Annotated in this window: 12 protein-coding genes; 2 read left to right on the plus strand and 10 right to left on the minus strand. The window is 65.1% G+C overall.

Going from position 1 to position 15,377, the window contains the following annotated elements:
• From C2U70_RS15615 to C2U70_RS15625, 3 genes are all read right to left on the minus strand, one after another.
• Positions 1–924: solute carrier family 23 protein (locus C2U70_RS15615; protein ID WP_140979294.1), on the minus strand; the 924-nt coding region annotated here is incomplete at its 3' end.
• Between the two features lie 23 nt (positions 925–947).
• On the minus strand, positions 948–3,671 hold the full coding sequence (locus tag C2U70_RS15620) for a molybdopterin-dependent oxidoreductase (RefSeq protein WP_140979296.1): 2,724 nt from the start codon (positions 3,669–3,671) through the stop codon (positions 948–950).
• On the minus strand, positions 3,668–4,495 hold the full coding sequence (locus C2U70_RS15625) for an FAD binding domain-containing protein (RefSeq protein WP_140979298.1): 828 nt from the start codon (positions 4,493–4,495) through the stop codon (positions 3,668–3,670). The genes C2U70_RS15620 and C2U70_RS15625 overlap by 4 nt, the downstream gene beginning before the upstream one ends.
• 142 nt (positions 4,496–4,637) lie before the next feature.
• On the opposite strand from C2U70_RS15625, the gene C2U70_RS15630 reads away from it, so the two are divergent.
• Positions 4,638–5,987, plus strand: coding sequence for an 8-oxoguanine deaminase (locus tag C2U70_RS15630; protein ID WP_140979300.1), 1,350 nt, complete (start codon positions 4,638–4,640; stop codon positions 5,985–5,987).
• Between the two features lie 93 nt (positions 5,988–6,080).
• On the opposite strand, the gene C2U70_RS15635 is transcribed toward C2U70_RS15630, so the two are convergent.
• The 4 genes from C2U70_RS15635 to C2U70_RS15650 form a co-directional block, all read right to left on the minus strand.
• Positions 6,081–7,157 (minus strand): BMP family ABC transporter substrate-binding protein, encoded by a 1,077-nt coding sequence (locus tag C2U70_RS15635; protein WP_140979302.1) that lies wholly within the window; start codon positions 7,155–7,157, stop codon positions 6,081–6,083.
• A 76-nt stretch (positions 7,158–7,233) separates the two neighbouring features.
• On the minus strand, positions 7,234–8,151 hold the full coding sequence (locus tag C2U70_RS15640) for an ABC transporter permease (protein WP_140979304.1): 918 nt from the start codon (positions 8,149–8,151) through the stop codon (positions 7,234–7,236).
• Positions 8,138–9,229 (minus strand): ABC transporter permease, encoded by a 1,092-nt coding sequence (locus C2U70_RS15645; protein ID WP_140979305.1) that lies wholly within the window; start codon positions 9,227–9,229, stop codon positions 8,138–8,140. The genes C2U70_RS15640 and C2U70_RS15645 overlap by 14 nt, the downstream gene beginning before the upstream one ends.
• The gene (locus C2U70_RS15650; protein WP_140979320.1) at positions 9,213–10,784 is read right to left on the minus strand and encodes an ABC transporter ATP-binding protein; all 1,572 of its coding nucleotides are present in this window, start codon (positions 10,782–10,784) and stop codon (positions 9,213–9,215) included. The genes C2U70_RS15645 and C2U70_RS15650 overlap by 17 nt, the downstream gene beginning before the upstream one ends.
• Positions 10,785–11,362: 578 nt before the next feature.
• Here C2U70_RS15650 and C2U70_RS15655 point away from each other — a divergent pair.
• Positions 11,363–12,469 (plus strand): hypothetical protein, encoded by a 1,107-nt coding sequence (locus tag C2U70_RS15655; protein WP_140979322.1) that lies wholly within the window; start codon positions 11,363–11,365, stop codon positions 12,467–12,469.
• A 165-nt stretch (positions 12,470–12,634) separates the two neighbouring features.
• Here C2U70_RS15655 and C2U70_RS15660 read toward each other — a convergent pair whose 3' ends face one another.
• The 3 genes from C2U70_RS15660 to biuH are packed head-to-tail and all read right to left on the minus strand — an operon-like array spanning position 12,635 to position 15,349.
• Positions 12,635–13,120 (minus strand): nucleoside deaminase, encoded by a 486-nt coding sequence (locus tag C2U70_RS15660; RefSeq protein WP_140979324.1) that lies wholly within the window; start codon positions 13,118–13,120, stop codon positions 12,635–12,637.
• 16 nt (positions 13,121–13,136) lie between these two features.
• Positions 13,137–14,669 carry an ABC transporter ATP-binding protein gene (locus C2U70_RS15665; protein ID WP_140979325.1) on the minus strand — a complete coding sequence of 511 codons (1,533 nt, stop codon included), beginning with the start codon at positions 14,667–14,669 and terminating at the stop codon, positions 13,137–13,139.
• Positions 14,666–15,349 (minus strand): biuret amidohydrolase, encoded by a 684-nt coding sequence (gene biuH / locus C2U70_RS15670; RefSeq protein WP_140979326.1) that lies wholly within the window; start codon positions 15,347–15,349, stop codon positions 14,666–14,668. Before biuH ends, C2U70_RS15665 begins: the two co-directional genes overlap by 4 nt.
• Positions 15,350–15,377: the final 28 nt, after the last annotated feature.

The following is a 15,377-nucleotide window of genomic DNA, read 5'->3' on the forward strand; positions in this document are numbered from 1 at the left end:
GAAGATGCCGCCGAGCAGGGTGCCGACGCCGTCGGCGCGCAGGCCGCGGCTGAGGGCTTCACGGTCGACCGCCTTGCCGGTGATCTCCCCGAGCGCGAGGAACATGCCGAGCGATTCGATCATGACAACGATCATCACGACGCACATCGTGATGACGGGCACGAGATGGAATTGCGGCATGCCGAAGCGGAACGGGATCACCAGCGCACCCCATGAGGCGGCCGCGACCTTGTCAAAGTGCATCACGCCGAGGATGGATGCGAGCACGGCGCCGGCGATGATGCCGAGCAACACCGAGACGTTGGCAACGAAGCCGGTGCCCCATTTGATCAGGCCCAGGATGAACAGCAGGACGAACAGCGAGATGCCGAGCCCCTGCAACTGTCCGTAAGCGGGGTTCGGAAAGGCTCCGGGCACGCCGTCCACCAGTTTAGTCAATGTCGGCAGGCCGCCTCCGGCCCAGTTGATGCCGACCCGCATCAGCGAGATGCCGATCACGAGGATGATGGTGCCGGTCACCACGGGCGGAAACAGCGGCAGCAGCCGGCTGACGAAGGGCGCGACGATGATGCCGAAGATACCGGCTGCAATGACGGAGCCGTAGATGCCGAGCAGGCCGATATCCGGTGCGGTCGCCATCGACAGCATCGGCCCGACGGAAGCAAAGGTCACGCCCATCATCACGGGCAGGCGGATGCCGACGCCGGGAAAGCCGAGGCACTGCACCAGCGTGGCGATGCCGCAGGCGAACAGATCGGCGCTGATCAGGAAAGCGACATCCTCCGGCGGCAGTTTCAGCGCGCGTCCGATGATCAGGGGGACTGCGACCGCGCCGGCATACATCACCAGCACATGCTGAAGGCCGAGCGCGAGCATGCGCGGGACCGGCAAGACCTCGTCGACGGGATGGATATCGGCACTCATGACTGGCCCCCGCAAAAATACGTCTAACCAAACTTGTCGCGCAATGCCGGAAACAGCCGGTCCGGCTTGAACGGTGTGGATTTGAAGCGAATGCCGGTGGCGTCAGCGATGGCGTTGCCGAGCGCGGCGGCGACCGGATTGTACGGGCTCTCGCTCATCGATTTTGCGCCCATCGGCCCGATTGTATCTGACGTCTCCGCAAAGAACACTTCGGTGCGCGGCACGTCTGCGAAGGAGGGCAGGTGATAGTCGCGAAACTTTGCGTTGATCACGCGGCCCTCGGCGTCGATCACCATCTCCTCATACATCGCCGCGCCCAGCGCCTGCGCCACGCCGCCCTCGACCTGGCCACGGCACTGCATGGGATTGGCCACACGCCCGGCATCGGCCGCCTGCACGCTTCTTAGGATTTTGATCTCTCCGGTGCCCTTGTTCACCGCGACGCGAAAGCCCTGGACGTTGAAGGCCACCGAACGCGGGGTGCCGCCGGAATTGCCGCTTGTCCTGAGCGGCTTGCCCTGGCCGCGTGCGATCTGTGCCAGTTCGGCAAAGGAGATGCGCTTGACGCCGCTGACGACCGAATGGCCGTCAAGCGTGCAAGTCGCCTCATCGCAAAGCCACGCCGATGCTGCCGCGCGCTTCAGTTCGCCTGCGAGGCTCTCTGCCGCGGCCTGCGTCGCCTTACCCGCGACAAAGATGCCGGCGCTGCCATAGGCGCCGGTGTCGTGGCCGCCATGGGCGGTGTCCGACTGGCGCAGGCGAATGTTGTCGACGGTCGTCGCGAGCGCGGAGGCCGCGATCTGGCGGTGCACGGTGCTGGTGCCGTTGCCGAACTCGGCGGTGCCGACGGTGAGCTCAAAACTGCCGTCGTCGCAGAGCGCGATCGTGGCATCGGCAATGTGACCGGCCGGCGGCACCGTATCGATCATAGTCAGTGCAATGCCTTCGCCGGTCAGCCAGTCCGGTGACAGGTCAGGCGTGGCTGCATCCGTCTGCATCGCACGTTCGACGAGGTCAAAACACTGGTCGAGGCCGTAGGAGCCGTATTCGACGTCATGATATTGCGACGGTGGCGGCGTCAGCATGGGGTCGCCAGGCCTGACGACGTTGCGGCGGCGGATGTCGAAGGGGCTGATGCCGAGCTGCTTTGCCAGTTCGTCGATCGCGGCCTCCACCGCGATCAGCGTCTGCGGCAGTCCGTAGCCGCGAAATGCGCCTGATGGCACCGTGTTGGTATAGACCGCGACGGCATCGACCTTCTTGTTCGGGCAATTGTAGACGCTGAGGCACTCCTGCACGGCGTGGAACAGCACGGGGCCGGCGTGATTGCCATAGGCGCCGGTGTTGGAGAGCACGTCGAGCTGCAGCGCGGTGAGTTTTCCGTCCTTGTCCGCGCCGGCCTTGACGTGGACGCGCATCGGATGCCGCGTCGAGGTCGCGATGAACTGCTCCTCGCGGGTGAGCTCGAGCTTGACGGGACGTCCGGTCTTCAGCGCAGCGAGCGCCAAAATGTCCTCGACGAACATTTCCTGCTTGCCGCCAAAGCCGCCGCCGACGCGCTCGCAGAACACGCGGACCTTGTCTTGCGGCAAGTCGAAGAGATCGGCGAGCGTGCGCCGGGTGAGGAAAGGCACCTGCGTGGAGGAACGGATGTTGAGCACGCCCGACGCATCGACCCAGGCGAGCCCGCCGTGAGTCTCGAGCGCGGCGTGCTGCACGCGTTGGGTCGTGAATGTACCCTCGTAGGTCGCTGCCGAACTTGCGAGTGCTGCCGCAACGTCACCGAACTCGCCATGGCTCTCGGCGACGATGTTGCGCGCTGAATTGGCGACGCGCTGCGCGGTCGTGCGATCGGGATGCAGAACGGGCGCGCCCGGCGCGCGCGCCTGTTCGGGATCGACGACCGCGGGCAGGATCTCGTAGTCGACCTTGAGCCGGCGGCAGCCTTCCTCCGCGGCGGCCTCGGTGTCCGCAATGACGGCGGCGACCTTTTGCCCGATAAAGCGGACGACATTATCCAGCACGCGGGTGTCGTCGGGGTCCATCCAGTCCTTCTCGTGTCGCGCGGTCGAGAACAGCCGATCGGGGGCGTCTTCATGTGTCAGCACGGCGTGAACGCCGGGAACAGCGAGCGTCGCTGTCTTGTCGATCGCAACGACGCGTGCATGCGGATGCGGCGAGCGCAGCAGCTTGATGTGGAGAAGGCCGTCGATGGCGACGTCGAACGTATAGCGCTGCTTGCCGCGCACGACGTCCGGGCCGGCGGGAGCCGGCAGGCTCCGCCCGAAAGCGGTGCCGGGCTCGACGATCGTCTCGACATTGGTCTTGCCGTCGAGCGCGTCCTCGATCGAGCGGTAGCCGGTGCAGCGGCAAATGTTGCCCTTCAGCGATGCGCCGAGATCGGTGCGCTGCGCCTGATTCAGCGAGGCACAGGTCAGGATCATGCCGGAGGTGCAGAAGCCGCATTGAAATGCCTGTGCATCGAGGAAAGCCTGCTGCATCGGATGCGCGCCGCCCTCCGGGGCAAGGCCCTCGATGGTGGTGATCGCGCGTCCCTCGGCTCGGAACGCCGGGATCAGGCAGCTATGCACGGGCTCGCCATCGAGCAGTACGGTGCAGGCACCGCAATCGCCGGCATCACAACCCTTCTTGACGCCGAAATGGCCGAGCTCGCGCAGGAACGTGCGCAGGCACTGGCCGGCGCGTGGCTGATCGGAAAATGCCGTGCCGTTGATCTCAAAGCTCATGGCCGCGCCGTCTCGCAGAGTTCGGCACGGATCTCCTCGGCGAGCCGCAGCGTCATGTGTTTGCGCCAGAAAGGCTTGCCATGGACGTCGTCGTGGTAGAGATCGTCAGTGATCTCCTGCGCGATCGCCGCACCAAGCGCGCCGGCATCGGGCGGCGTCGGAAAGCGCAGCTGGATGGGACGCACGGTCGATGCGGTCACCGTCAGCGTGAGCGCGCCGCCGTCGTCGAGGCTGCCGATCAGAAGCGCAGCCGAGCGGCCGACCGGTGTCAGCGAAATCTGGCGAAACGCCGAGCGGCGCTTGAGCGCAGCGAGTGGAAGATCGATCTGCCGCAGGAGATCACCGGGCGCCAGGCGATTGCGCTGGTTGCCGGTGACGAAGTCGACGACGGGAATTTTTTGCTCGCCGCCATTGACCGTCCAGATTGTGCAGATGCCGTCGAGCGCCGAAGTCAGCGAGATCATGGGGCCGGCGGGCAGCGACATGCAGAGATTGCCGCCAACGGTCGCGGTCTTCCAGATCTTGAAGGAGGCGAGGAAGGCGCGGCAGCATTGGTTGATCAGCGGCGCGGCGAGCCATTCGGGCGGGCAGGCAAGCGCGTCGAGCTGCGCGATGATGCAGGTGGCTGCGATCGACAGATGGGTATCAGTGACGGTCAGCGCCGGCCATTTGAGGTCGGTGAGGTCGATCAGGCGGTTGAGATGAACCTGCGGTTCCGAGAACAGCCAGGTCCCGCCCGCAAGCCAGGCGTCGCCTGCCGTCCAGCCGGGCAGCTGCGCCCGCGTCTGCGGATGGGCTACCGCCGTGATGGTATTCAAGTCCATAGCTCAGCCGATACCTTAACGCGATGAATTTGCTCCACAAGAAGTCTTGCAAGACCGGCGCCAAGTCGCAACAAGAGTTGCAGGCTTTGCTGGCCCTTGCCTTGCAAGCATGAACCCAGTCGGCCGACGGGAGAAACGGAATATGGACAAGGCGAAGCCGACCTGGATCAAGGATCCCCTCGCGATCCTGGCTGAGGGCGCCGAGCGCGGGGTCGTGGTCCGGGAGGGGCGGATCGTCGAAACGGTGCCGGCCGGCGGCCAGCCCACGACGGCCGATGTCGCGATCTTCGAGGCCGGCGAGCATGTCGTGCTGCCCGGCCTGATCAACACGCATCATCACTTTTACCAGACCCTGACGCGCGCGCTGCCTGCCGCCATGGACCGGGAGCTGTTCCCCTGGCTGCAGGCGCTTTATCCGGTCTGGGCGAGGATGACGCCCGAGACGCTCGATCTCGGCGTGACGGTCGCGATGTCGGAGCTTCTGCTGTCGGGTTGCACCACGACGACCGACCATCACTATGTGTTTCCCGCCGGTCTGGAAGATGCCGTCGACATCGAGGTCGGCGTTGCAAAGCGGCTCGGCGTCCGCGTGCTGCTGACGCGCGGCTCGATGAACTTGTCGCAGCGCGACGGCGGCCTGCCGCCTGACAGTGTCGTGCAGGACGAGGATGCGATCCTCGCCGACAGCGCCCGGGTGGTCGCAAAGCATCACCAGCGCGGGGCGGATGCGATGGTGCAGATCGCGCTTGCGCCATGCTCGCCGTTCTCGGTCACGACATCCTTGATGCGCGCGACCGCCGATCTCGCCGACAAGCTCGACGTCCGTCTGCACACGCATCTGGCCGAGACCGAGGACGAGAACCGCTTCTGCGAGCAGAAGTACGGTTGCCGTCCGCTCGACTATCTCGATCAATGCGGCTGGCTCAATGCGCGGACTTGGCTTGCGCACGGCATCTTCTTCGACGCCGGCGAGATGAAGCGGCTCGCCAAGGCCAGGACGACGATCAGCCATTGCGCCTGCAGCAACCAGATTCTGGCGTCGGGCTGCTGCCCGGTCTGCGAGATGGAGGAGGCGGGCGTCGGCATCGGCCTTGGCGTTGATGGCTCCGCGTCGAACGACGAATCCAATTTGATGCAGGAGGTGCGCGCGGCCTTCCTGCTCCAGCGGGCCCGTTACGGCGTGACCAAGGTCAGCCACAAGGATGCGTTGCGCTGGGCGACCAAGGGCTCTGCGGCTTGCGTCGGCCGTCCCGAGCTCGGCGAGATCGCGGTCGGCAAGGCCGCCGATCTCGCGCTATTCAAGCTCGATGAATTGCGCTTCTCCGGCCACGGCGATCCGCTGGCCGCGCTCGTGCTGTGCGGCGCGCATCGCGCCGACCGCGTCATGGTCGCGGGCAAATGGGCGGTGGTTGACGGCGCGATCCCCGGACTGGATGTGGCCGATCTCGTCCGCCGCCACAGCGCGGCCGCGCGAAAGATGCAGGCGGGATAGAAGAGGGGGCGGCCACGAGTGCCGGGTTCTCCTGGCCACCCCCTCAAGACCTCCTCCGGGAGGAGCAGGTAATTTGCAGAAGCAAGAAGCGTGCTACTTGCCCGGAAGCTTGTCGTCGATGCCCTTGACGTAGAAGTTCATGCCAAGGATCTGGCCCGGATCGAGACTTGTGCCGCCCTTGCATTCGACTTCCTTGCCATCCTGCCCGATGACCGGGCACTTGAACGGATGCAGCTTGCCGGCAGTGATCGCGGCCTGAGCATCCTCCGCCATCTTTTTCACGTCGTCGGGCATGTTGGTGTAGGGCGCCATTGCGAACATGTGGCTGTCGAGCCCGCCCCAGGTGTCCTCCGACTTCCAGGTGCCCGCGAGCTCGGCCTTGACGCGCTCGATGTAGTAGGGGCCCCAGGTGTCGAGGATCGAGGTGAGCTGGGCCTTCGGACCGAACTTGATCATCTCGGAGTCCTGGCCGAAGGCGAGCTTGCCGCGCTCGGCTGCGATCTGCATTGCTGCGGGCGAGTCCGTGTGCTGCATGATGACGTCGGCGCCCTGATCAATCAGCGCCTTGGCGGCATCGGCTTCCTTGGGCGGATCGAACCACGTATTCGCCCAGATGATCTTGACCTTGATGTTCGGGTTGATGGTTTGCGCGGCAAGGATCGTCGCATTGATGCCGGAAACGACCTCCGGGATCGGGAACGAGCCGATATAACCGAGCACGCCGGTCTTCGACATCTTGGCCGCGATCAGACCCTGGATGTAGCGGCCTTGGTACCACTTCGCCGAATAGGTCGACATGTTCGGCGCGCGCTTGTAGCCGGTGGCATGCTCGAAATGCACGTTGGGATATTTCTTCGCGACCTTCAGGGTCGGATCCATGTAACCGAAGGAGGTCGTGAAGATCAGCTTGTTGCCGGCGCGGGCGAGCTGCTCGATGGAGCGTTCGGCGTCGGGCCCTTCGGGGACCTTCTCGAGATAGGTGGTCTCGATCTGATCGCCGAGCTCCTTCACCAGCGCGAGGCGGCCCTGCTCGTGCTGGTAGGTCCAGCCGAGGTCGCCGATCGGGCCGAGATAGATGAAACCGACCTTCAGCTTGTCCGCAGCGGAGGCAGCGCCGATGCTTCCCGCAAGCAGGAGCCCTGCGACAGCCGCAACAAATGTCTTCCTCATCGTCAATCTCCAAACAGTCGGGGAAAGCCACACTCCGCAAACGCCCGCGCCCCATCGCGCGCGTCGCGGAAATCAATCAACGGTCGGGCACGAACACGGTGCCGAGCGCGGCCGGCGCGGTCGAGCCGCCGGTGCGCGCGCGGGACAACAGAACCAGGACGATCACGGTCGCAAGATAAGGCAGCGCCGACATGAATTGCGAGGGTACGCCGACGCCCCAGCCCTGAGCATGAAGCTGGAGGATGGTCACCGCGCCGAACAGATAGGCGCCGACGACGAGACGGCCCGGCCGCCAGGACGAGAACACCACCAGCGCCAGCGCGATCCAGCCGCGGCCCGCGGTCATGCCGGGAATGAAGAATGGCGTGTAGGCGAGCGGCAGATAGGCGCCGGCAAGGCCCGCGCAAGCGCCGCCGAACATCACTGCAAAGGTCCTGATGCGCAGCACGGGGTAGCCGAGCGCATGGGCCGAGACGTGGTTGTCGCCGCAGGCGCGGAGGACCAGCCCGGCGCGGGTCCGGTACAGGAACCACCAGACGGCGACGATCAGGGCCAGCGAGAAATAGACGAAAGCGTCCTCGCCGAACAGCACGCGGCCGATCAGCGGAATCCTGGTGAGAACGGGAAGGTCGAGATGGGCGGCCGGCGTAATGCGTTCGCCGACAAAGCCCGCGCCGATCAGGCCGGACAGTCCGACGCCGAGAATGGTCAGCGCCAGCCCGGTGGCGACCTGGTTGACCGCGAGCCCCAGCGTCATCAGCGCGAAGATCAGCGACATCAGCGTGCCCGCGACGATGCCGCAGAGCGCGCCGATGACGATCGAGCCGGTGAGCCAGGCGCCGGCAAACCCGCAGGCCGCGCCCATGATCATCATGCCCTCGACGCCGAGATTGAGGACGCCGGAGCGTTCGGTCACGAGCTCGCCGGTCGCCGCGATCAGAAGCGGCGTGGAGGCGGCGAGCACCGCGAGGATGATGGCTTCAACCAGCTCCACGAGTCACCTGACGGTTCGGAAACACCAGCCGGAAACGGTAGAGGATCAGCGAATCGCAGGCGAGCACGTAGAACAGCAAAATGCCCTGGAAGACTTTTGTCACGTCCAACGGGATTTTCATTGCGATCTGGGCCTGCTCGCCGCCGATGAAGGTCAATGCGAGGAAAAGGCCTGCAATTAATATTCCAATCGGGTTCAACCGGCCGAGGAAGGCGACGATGATCGCGGTAAAGCCGTAGCCCGGCGAGATGCCGGGTTGCAGATGGCCGACGGGGCCGGCGACCTCGATGATTCCGGCAAGCCCTGCGAGTGCGCCTGAGACCGCGAAGGTCAAAATGATCAATTGGTTGGCATTGAAGCCGCCGAACCGCGCGGCGCGGGGTGCTGCGCCCACCACGCGGATTTCAAAGCCCTTGATGGTCCGTCCAAGCAGGACGGCCGCAGCCGCAACCACCAGCAGCGCGATGATGGCGCCGAGATGGAGACGGCCGCCCTCGATCAGCACCGGCACGGTCGCCACTGGATCGAACTCCGCCGTGGTCGGGAAGTTAAAGCCTTGCGGATCGCGCCAGGGTCCGCGGACGAGATAATCGAGAAAGAGGTCGGCGACATAGACCAGCATCAGGCTGGTGAGGATCTCGCTGGCGCCGAACTTCACCTTGCAGATCGCCGGTATCAGCGCGTAGAGCGCGCCGGCAACGGCCGCCAGCACGAACATGGCCGGCAGCACCCAGGCGCCGGCGTCGGTGCCTTGTGTCTTCACCGCGATCCAGCTTCCGGCAACGGCGCCGATCAGGAACTGGCCTTCGGCTCCGATGTTCCAGGCGTTGGCGAGGTAGCACAGCGACAATCCGATCGCGATCATCACCAGTGGCGTCGCCTTCACCGCGATCTCCTGCAGCGAATAGCTGTCGGTCAAAGGTGCGATGAAATAGGCATGCAGGGCGAGAAGCGGATTCTTGCCGAGGATCGCGAACAGGATCGACATGGTCACGATCGTCAGACCGATCGCGATCAGCGGCGAGACCAGCGCGATGGTGTTGGACCGCTCGGCGCGCTTCTCAAGCACGAGCTGCATGCGCGGCCTCCTTCTGGTCGAGCGAGCTTCCGCCCATCAACAAGCCGAGCTTTTCGCGCGTGGCTTCGCTGGTCGCGAGCGGCTGCGACAGCCGGCCGTGGAACATGACCGCGATGCGGTCGGCGATCTCCGCGAGCTCGTCGAGATCCTGGCTCGTCACCAGCACGGCGGCGCCGCCGGTGGCGAGATCGAGCAGCGCCTGGCGGATGACGGCGGCCGCGCCGGCATCGACGCCCCAGGTCGGCTGGCTCACGACCAGCACGGCCGGATTGCGCAGGATCTCGCGGCCGACGATGAACTTTTGTAAGTTGCCGCCGGACAGGCTCGCGGCCTCGGGATCGCGCTTGGCCTTGCGGACGTCGAAGGTCTCGGTGGCCTTGTCGACGGTCTTCAGCGTTGCCGCGGTGTCGATGAAGCCATGCCGGACCATGCCGCTCGCGGCATGGCCCGTCAGCAGCGCATTTTCCGACAGCCTCATGCGCGGCGCGGTGCCGTGGCCGAGCCGCTCTTCCGGCACGAAGGCCGCGCCGAGCTTGCGCCGCTGCGTGATCGACATGTGGCCGGCGGCGATGCCCTCGATCACCACCGTGCCCGGGTCCTTTGCCAGCCGCTCACCCGAGAGCGCGGCAAACAGCTCGTCCTGGCCGTTGCCGGCGACACCGGCGATGCCGAGGATCTCGCCGCCTTTCAATTCGATCGAGATGTGCTCCAGCCTCACGCCGTGCGCATCATCAGGGGCAAGCGAGAGGTCGTTGACGACGAGCCGCGGCACCGTGGTCTGCCGTCCCGCGGCCGCCCGGACTTCCCTGATCTCGCCGCCAACCATCATGCGCGCGAGCGACGCCGCGGTCTCAGCCCGGGGATTGCAGGTCGCGACCTTCCTGCCACCGCGCAAAATCGTTGCGGTGTCGCAGAGCCGCTTCACCTCCTCGAGCTTGTGGCTGATATAGAGGATGGCGCGTCCCTCGGCCTTGAGCCGCTCCAGCACGATGAAGAGCTGATCGGCCTCCTGCGGCGTCAGCACCGCGGTCGGCTCGTCCAGGATCAGGAACTTTGGATCCTGCATCAACGCGCGCACGATCTCGATGCGCTGGCGCTCGCCGACCGACAATTGCCAGACCTCGCGCCTGGGATCGAGCGGCAGCCCGTAGGTCTTCGACACCTGCTCCAGCCGCGCCGACATGTCCTTGAAGGATTCCTTGCCGTCGAGACCGAGCGCGACGTTCTCGGCGACGGTGAGATTATCGAACAGCGAGAAGTGCTGGAACACCATGCCGATGCCGCGGGCGCGCGCTTCCGACGGACCGGACAGCACGATCGGCTCGCCCTGCCAGCGGATCTCGCCCGCACTCGGCTGGATCAGGCCGTAGACCGCCTTGACCAGCGTCGATTTGCCGGCGCCGTTCTCGCCGAGCAGTGCGTGGATCTCCTTCGGCCAGATGTCGATGTCGATCTTGTCGTTGGCGAGAAAGTCGCCATAGCGCTTGGTCAGCCCGATCGCCTGGAGCAGGGGCGTCTCGCCGGAATGCAGGCCGTTAGGCGTCGAATTGAACATCCGCAGTCACGCGTGCAGGGGGTCAAGTGAGAAGGATGCCTCAATACTGAGCTAGTTTGGATCGCGAGGTAAGTCATGAAAAAGCGTCATCCCTTGCTCATCGCTGCGGCAGTGAGTCCGGATTCGACTTCTCACGACGACCACCAAGCCACGAGCGAGGGATATCGGTACTTCTACGAGCTTCAACATAGCGCAGCACGATGTCGCCTGTTGCAAATTTGTGACGGTTCAAGCCAAATCGGAACCTGCTGTGCAGCCATGGCGTCAAGTTGAGCATCAGACGTCGCGTCCTTGTATGCTTTTCGATGACGCGGCGACGTGGTCGTTTCGGCTTCGTCTTCGGTCTTCCGACACAGCGAAAAATCCGAACGGAAACAAGCGGAAAAGTGTTGCAACGGCGCGCTCGCGGTCGCGCGGCATACGCGTGCCGATTGCAATCGCATCCACGATCTCGCGCGCTACGTTGCCAAAACATGCATCACGCCGTGAAAAAAGTTGAGGCTTCTCACCTCTGACGAACGGCGCAAGTGTCGCACCCACCGGGGCTTGATTTTCTTGGCTTCAACTTTGGGGGTGTTATGTCGGTTCGTTTCAAGGCAATGGCAGCAGCGGCGCTGTCGTTTGCCGTGCTGGCCATCGGCGGCCAGGCTCAGGCCGCAGATCTTCCGGTCAAGGCGGCCAAGAAAGCGGCGGACCTTCCGTTCTTCCTGGTCATCGACAACCGCGTGTCGTTCTCCTGGATGCCGAAGGGCACCGACCCCGGCATGTGGAGCGTCCGTCCCGACGGCAGCATCAACGGCACCACCGCCAAGCAGGTCTATTCGTTTACGCATTTCGACCTCTGGGCCTACGGCACCAACTTCTTCACCATCTCGATGTTCAAGTCGGGCCATAACGACCCGGCCAGCCCGTGCGTCGCGCCGGGCGTGAACATCAACGGCACCGCCAGCGACTGCGCGGGCGCGACCGAGATCTACGGCCTGTTCCGCTCGGCCTTCGGCTGGAACGAGCTCTTCAACACCAAGGCCTTCACCATGGGGCCGCTGCACAACATCTCGTTCGAAGTCGGCATGGACGCCAACACCGAGAACAACTTCCTGGCGCCCGCCAAGCGCGACGTCGTCGCCGGTCTGCAGTTCGCCTTCGACCTTCCCTACAAGGGCTATATCAACGTCGCGCCCCTGATGTACTGGGAGTTCTCCAACCACAACGCGTTCACGCAGTGCGGCCTGTTCGGCCCCGGCATTCCCGGCACGACCTGTAACTCCGACGGCAATGTCAGCTACCGGCCGACCTGGGCGGTCGAGATCAACTACTACATGGACCTCGGCTTCCTGCCCGAGAACTTCCAGTTCTTCTCGATCAGCGGCCGCGCCGGCTGGTACGGGCCGAAGGGCGACTCCAACGGTCTTCCCGCGCTCTCGGGCCTGGGCCGCTTCTCGACGGCTTCCAAGACCGAGCTCAACAGCGAACCGATTCGCCTGACCTTCGACGCCTCGAAGGCCGCCTGGGGCGCGAAGTACTCACACTTCGTCGATCTCTGGGTCGCCTATCGCTACTGGCAGAACAAGTTCGGCCTCGATCACAACGCCATGCCCGGCGTCTGCACGGTCGCAGCAACGGGGCAGAGCACGAACACGTGCACCGAGTCGACCGTCTACGGCGGCGTCACCGTGAAGTTCTGATCGGTCGAGCTGCCGTAGGGTGGGTTAGCGAAGCGAATGCGCGAAGCGCATCCCGCAAAGCGTAACCCACCACTTCTGCCGCCGCGGAAACAGAAGAGGTGGGTTACGCCAGCGGACTGCGCTTCGCGCAGCCGCAAGGCTAACCCACCCTACGATCCGACGTCGCTACCTCGTCCACACCCCGTCATGCAGCGCTTCGGCCTCGTCTTCCAGCAGCGGACCGACGACGTCGGTCGGTCGCTGGCCGCTGGCGAAGACGTCGCGGCAGGGCAGGTCGAGCGTCGGGTTTTCCGGATGGTTGCCGGTGACGCCGCGCAGGCGGTGCTCGCTGAGGCCGTAGACGACGCGGCCGATGCCGGCCCAGTAGATCGCGCCGGCGCACATCGCGCAGGGCTCGGCGGAGGAATAAAGCGTCGACCCCGCGAGCACCTCAGGAGGGAGCGTGCGGCAGGCCTGCGTCGCCGCCAGGCGCTCGGCATGCGCGGTGCCGTCATGGTCCGGCATGTAGCCGTTCTCGCTCTCGATCAGCACACGGCCTTCGGCATCGACCACGATGCAGCCGAAGGGATGGTTGCCATGGGTGAGGGAGCGGCGCGCGACCGCGAAAGACAGACGCAAGAAGTGCTCGTCACGCTCGGTCACGTCCGCCATCGCTGCTCCGGGGGGATCAGTGCCCCGCCATGTGCCGGCCGACCACGGTGAGGTCGGCCTCGCTGGTGCGAGCCTCATAGACGAACTCGCCGTGGAACATGACCACGAGGCGGTCGGAGAGTTCAAGCAGTTCGTCGAGGTCCTCGCTGACCAGCAGCACGGCCGCGCCGCGGTTCCGCGCCGCCATGATCTCGGCGTGGATCTGGGCGACCGCTGCGAAGTCGAGGCCGAAGCAGGGATTGGCCGCGATCAGCACCTCGACGTCGCCGCCGAGCTCGCGCGCCAGCACCGCGCGCTGGACATTGCCGCCCGACAGCGCCGAGATCGGCGTATCCGGCGTCCGCGTCTTGATCTTGTACTGGCCGATCTTCTTTTTGGCATCGTCGCGGAAGGCGCCGCGATTGAGCCACCAGCCACCGCTGGCAAAGGGGGCGCGGTCGAATTCGCGGAAGGCGATATTGTCAGCGACGCTCATGCCGCCGACGCAGGCGTTCTTGAGCGGCTCTTCCGGCAAAAGCGACATCTTGTGCCGGCGCATCTCCTCGCGGCTCGCATGGTAGGCATCGCCGGCGACGCGAATCTCGCCGCTCTCGGCCTCGCGCTGGCCGGCCAGCACTTCGACGAGCTGGCGCTGGCCGTTGCCGGAGACGCCGGCAATGCCGACGATCTCGCCGGCGCGGACGGTGAGGGAGACGTCGTGCACGGCGATGGCGCCGGCATCGTCGAGCGCGCGGACCTTTTCCAGCTCCAGGCGCGCCTTGCCGGCCTCGCCGGTGCGCGCCGGCTGTACCGTCAGCTCCTCGGCGCCGATCATGGTGCGCGCCATTGCATCCGGCGTGAGCTCGGCGACCTTGCCCTTGCCGGCTAGCTTGCCGCGCCGGAGGATCGTCACCTCGTCGGCAAAGGCCATGACCTCGCGGAACTTGTGGGTGATCATCAAAATGGTCAGCTCGCCCTTCACGACCATGTCGCGGAGCATGCCGAGAACCTCGTCGGCCTCGGCCGGCGTCAGCACCGAGGTCGGCTCGTCCAGGATCAGGAAGCGGCGCTTCAGATAGAGTTGCTTGAGGATCTCGCATTTCTGCCGCTCGCCGGCGGAGATGTCGGAGACCCTTGCATTGAGCGGCACCTTGAACGGCATCTTCGCCAGAAAAGCCTCCAGCTCCTTCTTCTCCTTGCCCCAGTCCACGATCGCCGGAACGTCGTCGCGCGCGAGCACGAGGTTTTCGGCAACCGTCATCGCCGGCACCAGCGTAAAGTGCTGGTAGACCATGCCGAGGCCGAGCGCATGCGCGTCCTTGGGATTGCCGATCGCCTGCTGGCGGTCGCCGACGAGGATGTCGCCCTCGGTCGCGTGGTAGTAGCCCATGATGCATTTGACGAGCGTCGACTTGCCGGCGCCGTTCTCGCCGAGCAGCGCATGGAAGGAGCCCGGGCGGACCTTAAGCTCGACATTGTCAAGCGCAAGGAAGTCGCCGAACCGCATGGTCATGGCGATCGCGTCGACGCCGAAGGCGCCGCTCGGCAGTGGTGTTTCGCCGACGATCATGAGATGGCTCCGATGAACGCGTCCGAGGTCGAGACCGCGCCGAACACGCCGCCCTGCATCTTGATCATCTTCAGCGCGTGGTCGTGATTGCTCTTGTCGGTGGCGCCGCAGCAATCGTGCAGCAGCACGCATTCAAAGCCGCGGTCGTTGGCCTCGCGCATGGTGGTGTGGACGCAGACGTCGGTGGTGATGCCGGTCAGCACGATGTTCTCGATGCCGCGCACGCGCAGGATCAGTTCGAGGTCGGTGGCGCAGAACGAGCCCTTGCCGGGCTTGTCGATGATGGGTTCGCCCGGCAGCGGCGCAAGCTCCGGGATGATGTCCCAGCCCGGCTCGCCGCGCACGAGGATGCGGCCGCACGGGCCGGGATCGCCGATCCCGGCGCCGATCTGCCGCGAGCGCCAGCGCTTGTTGGCGGGAAGGTCCGAGAGATCGGGGCGGTGGCCTTCGCGGGTATGGATGATGTGATAACCCTGCTTGCGCATCGCGGCGAGCAATCTCTTGATTGGTTCGATCGGTGCGCGCGTCAGCGAGAGATCGTAGCCCATCTTGTCGACATAGCCGCCGACGCCGCAAAAATCGGTCTGCATGTCGATGACGATGAGCGCGGTATTCTCGGGGCGAAGATCGCCATTGTAAGGCCAGGCGTAGGGCTCGGACTTGATGTGGCGCTCGGGCATGGGTTTGCTCTCCGCAGCTCTAGAGCAT

Source organism: Bradyrhizobium guangdongense, assembly GCF_006483445.1.
Lineage (GTDB): Bacteria > Pseudomonadota > Alphaproteobacteria > Rhizobiales > Xanthobacteraceae > Bradyrhizobium > Bradyrhizobium guangdongense_A.

Bases quoted from the DNA above. Each gene is read 5' to 3' on its own strand.
- C2U70_RS15620 (WP_140979296.1), bottom strand. From the start codon at position 3,671: ATGAGCTTTGAGATCAACGGCACGGCATTTTCCGATCAGCCACGCGCC.
- C2U70_RS15625 (WP_140979298.1), bottom strand. From the start codon at position 4,495: ATGGACTTGAATACCATCACGGCGGTAGCCCATCCGCAGACGCGGGCG.
- C2U70_RS15630 (WP_140979300.1), top strand. From the start codon at position 4,638: ATGGACAAGGCGAAGCCGACCTGGATCAAGGATCCCCTCGCGATCCTG.
- C2U70_RS15635 (WP_140979302.1), bottom strand. From the start codon at position 7,157: ATGAGGAAGACATTTGTTGCGGCTGTCGCAGGGCTCCTGCTTGCGGGA.
- C2U70_RS15645 (WP_140979305.1), bottom strand. From the start codon at position 9,229: ATGCAGCTCGTGCTTGAGAAGCGCGCCGAGCGGTCCAACACCATCGCG.
- C2U70_RS15650 (WP_140979320.1), bottom strand. From the start codon at position 10,784: ATGTTCAATTCGACGCCTAACGGCCTGCATTCCGGCGAGACGCCCCTG.
- C2U70_RS15655 (WP_140979322.1), top strand. From the start codon at position 11,363: ATGTCGGTTCGTTTCAAGGCAATGGCAGCAGCGGCGCTGTCGTTTGCC.
- C2U70_RS15660 (WP_140979324.1), bottom strand. From the start codon at position 13,120: ATGGCGGACGTGACCGAGCGTGACGAGCACTTCTTGCGTCTGTCTTTC.
- C2U70_RS15665 (WP_140979325.1), bottom strand. From the start codon at position 14,669: ATGATCGTCGGCGAAACACCACTGCCGAGCGGCGCCTTCGGCGTCGAC.
- biuH (WP_140979326.1), bottom strand. From the start codon at position 15,349: ATGCCCGAGCGCCACATCAAGTCCGAGCCCTACGCCTGGCCTTACAAT.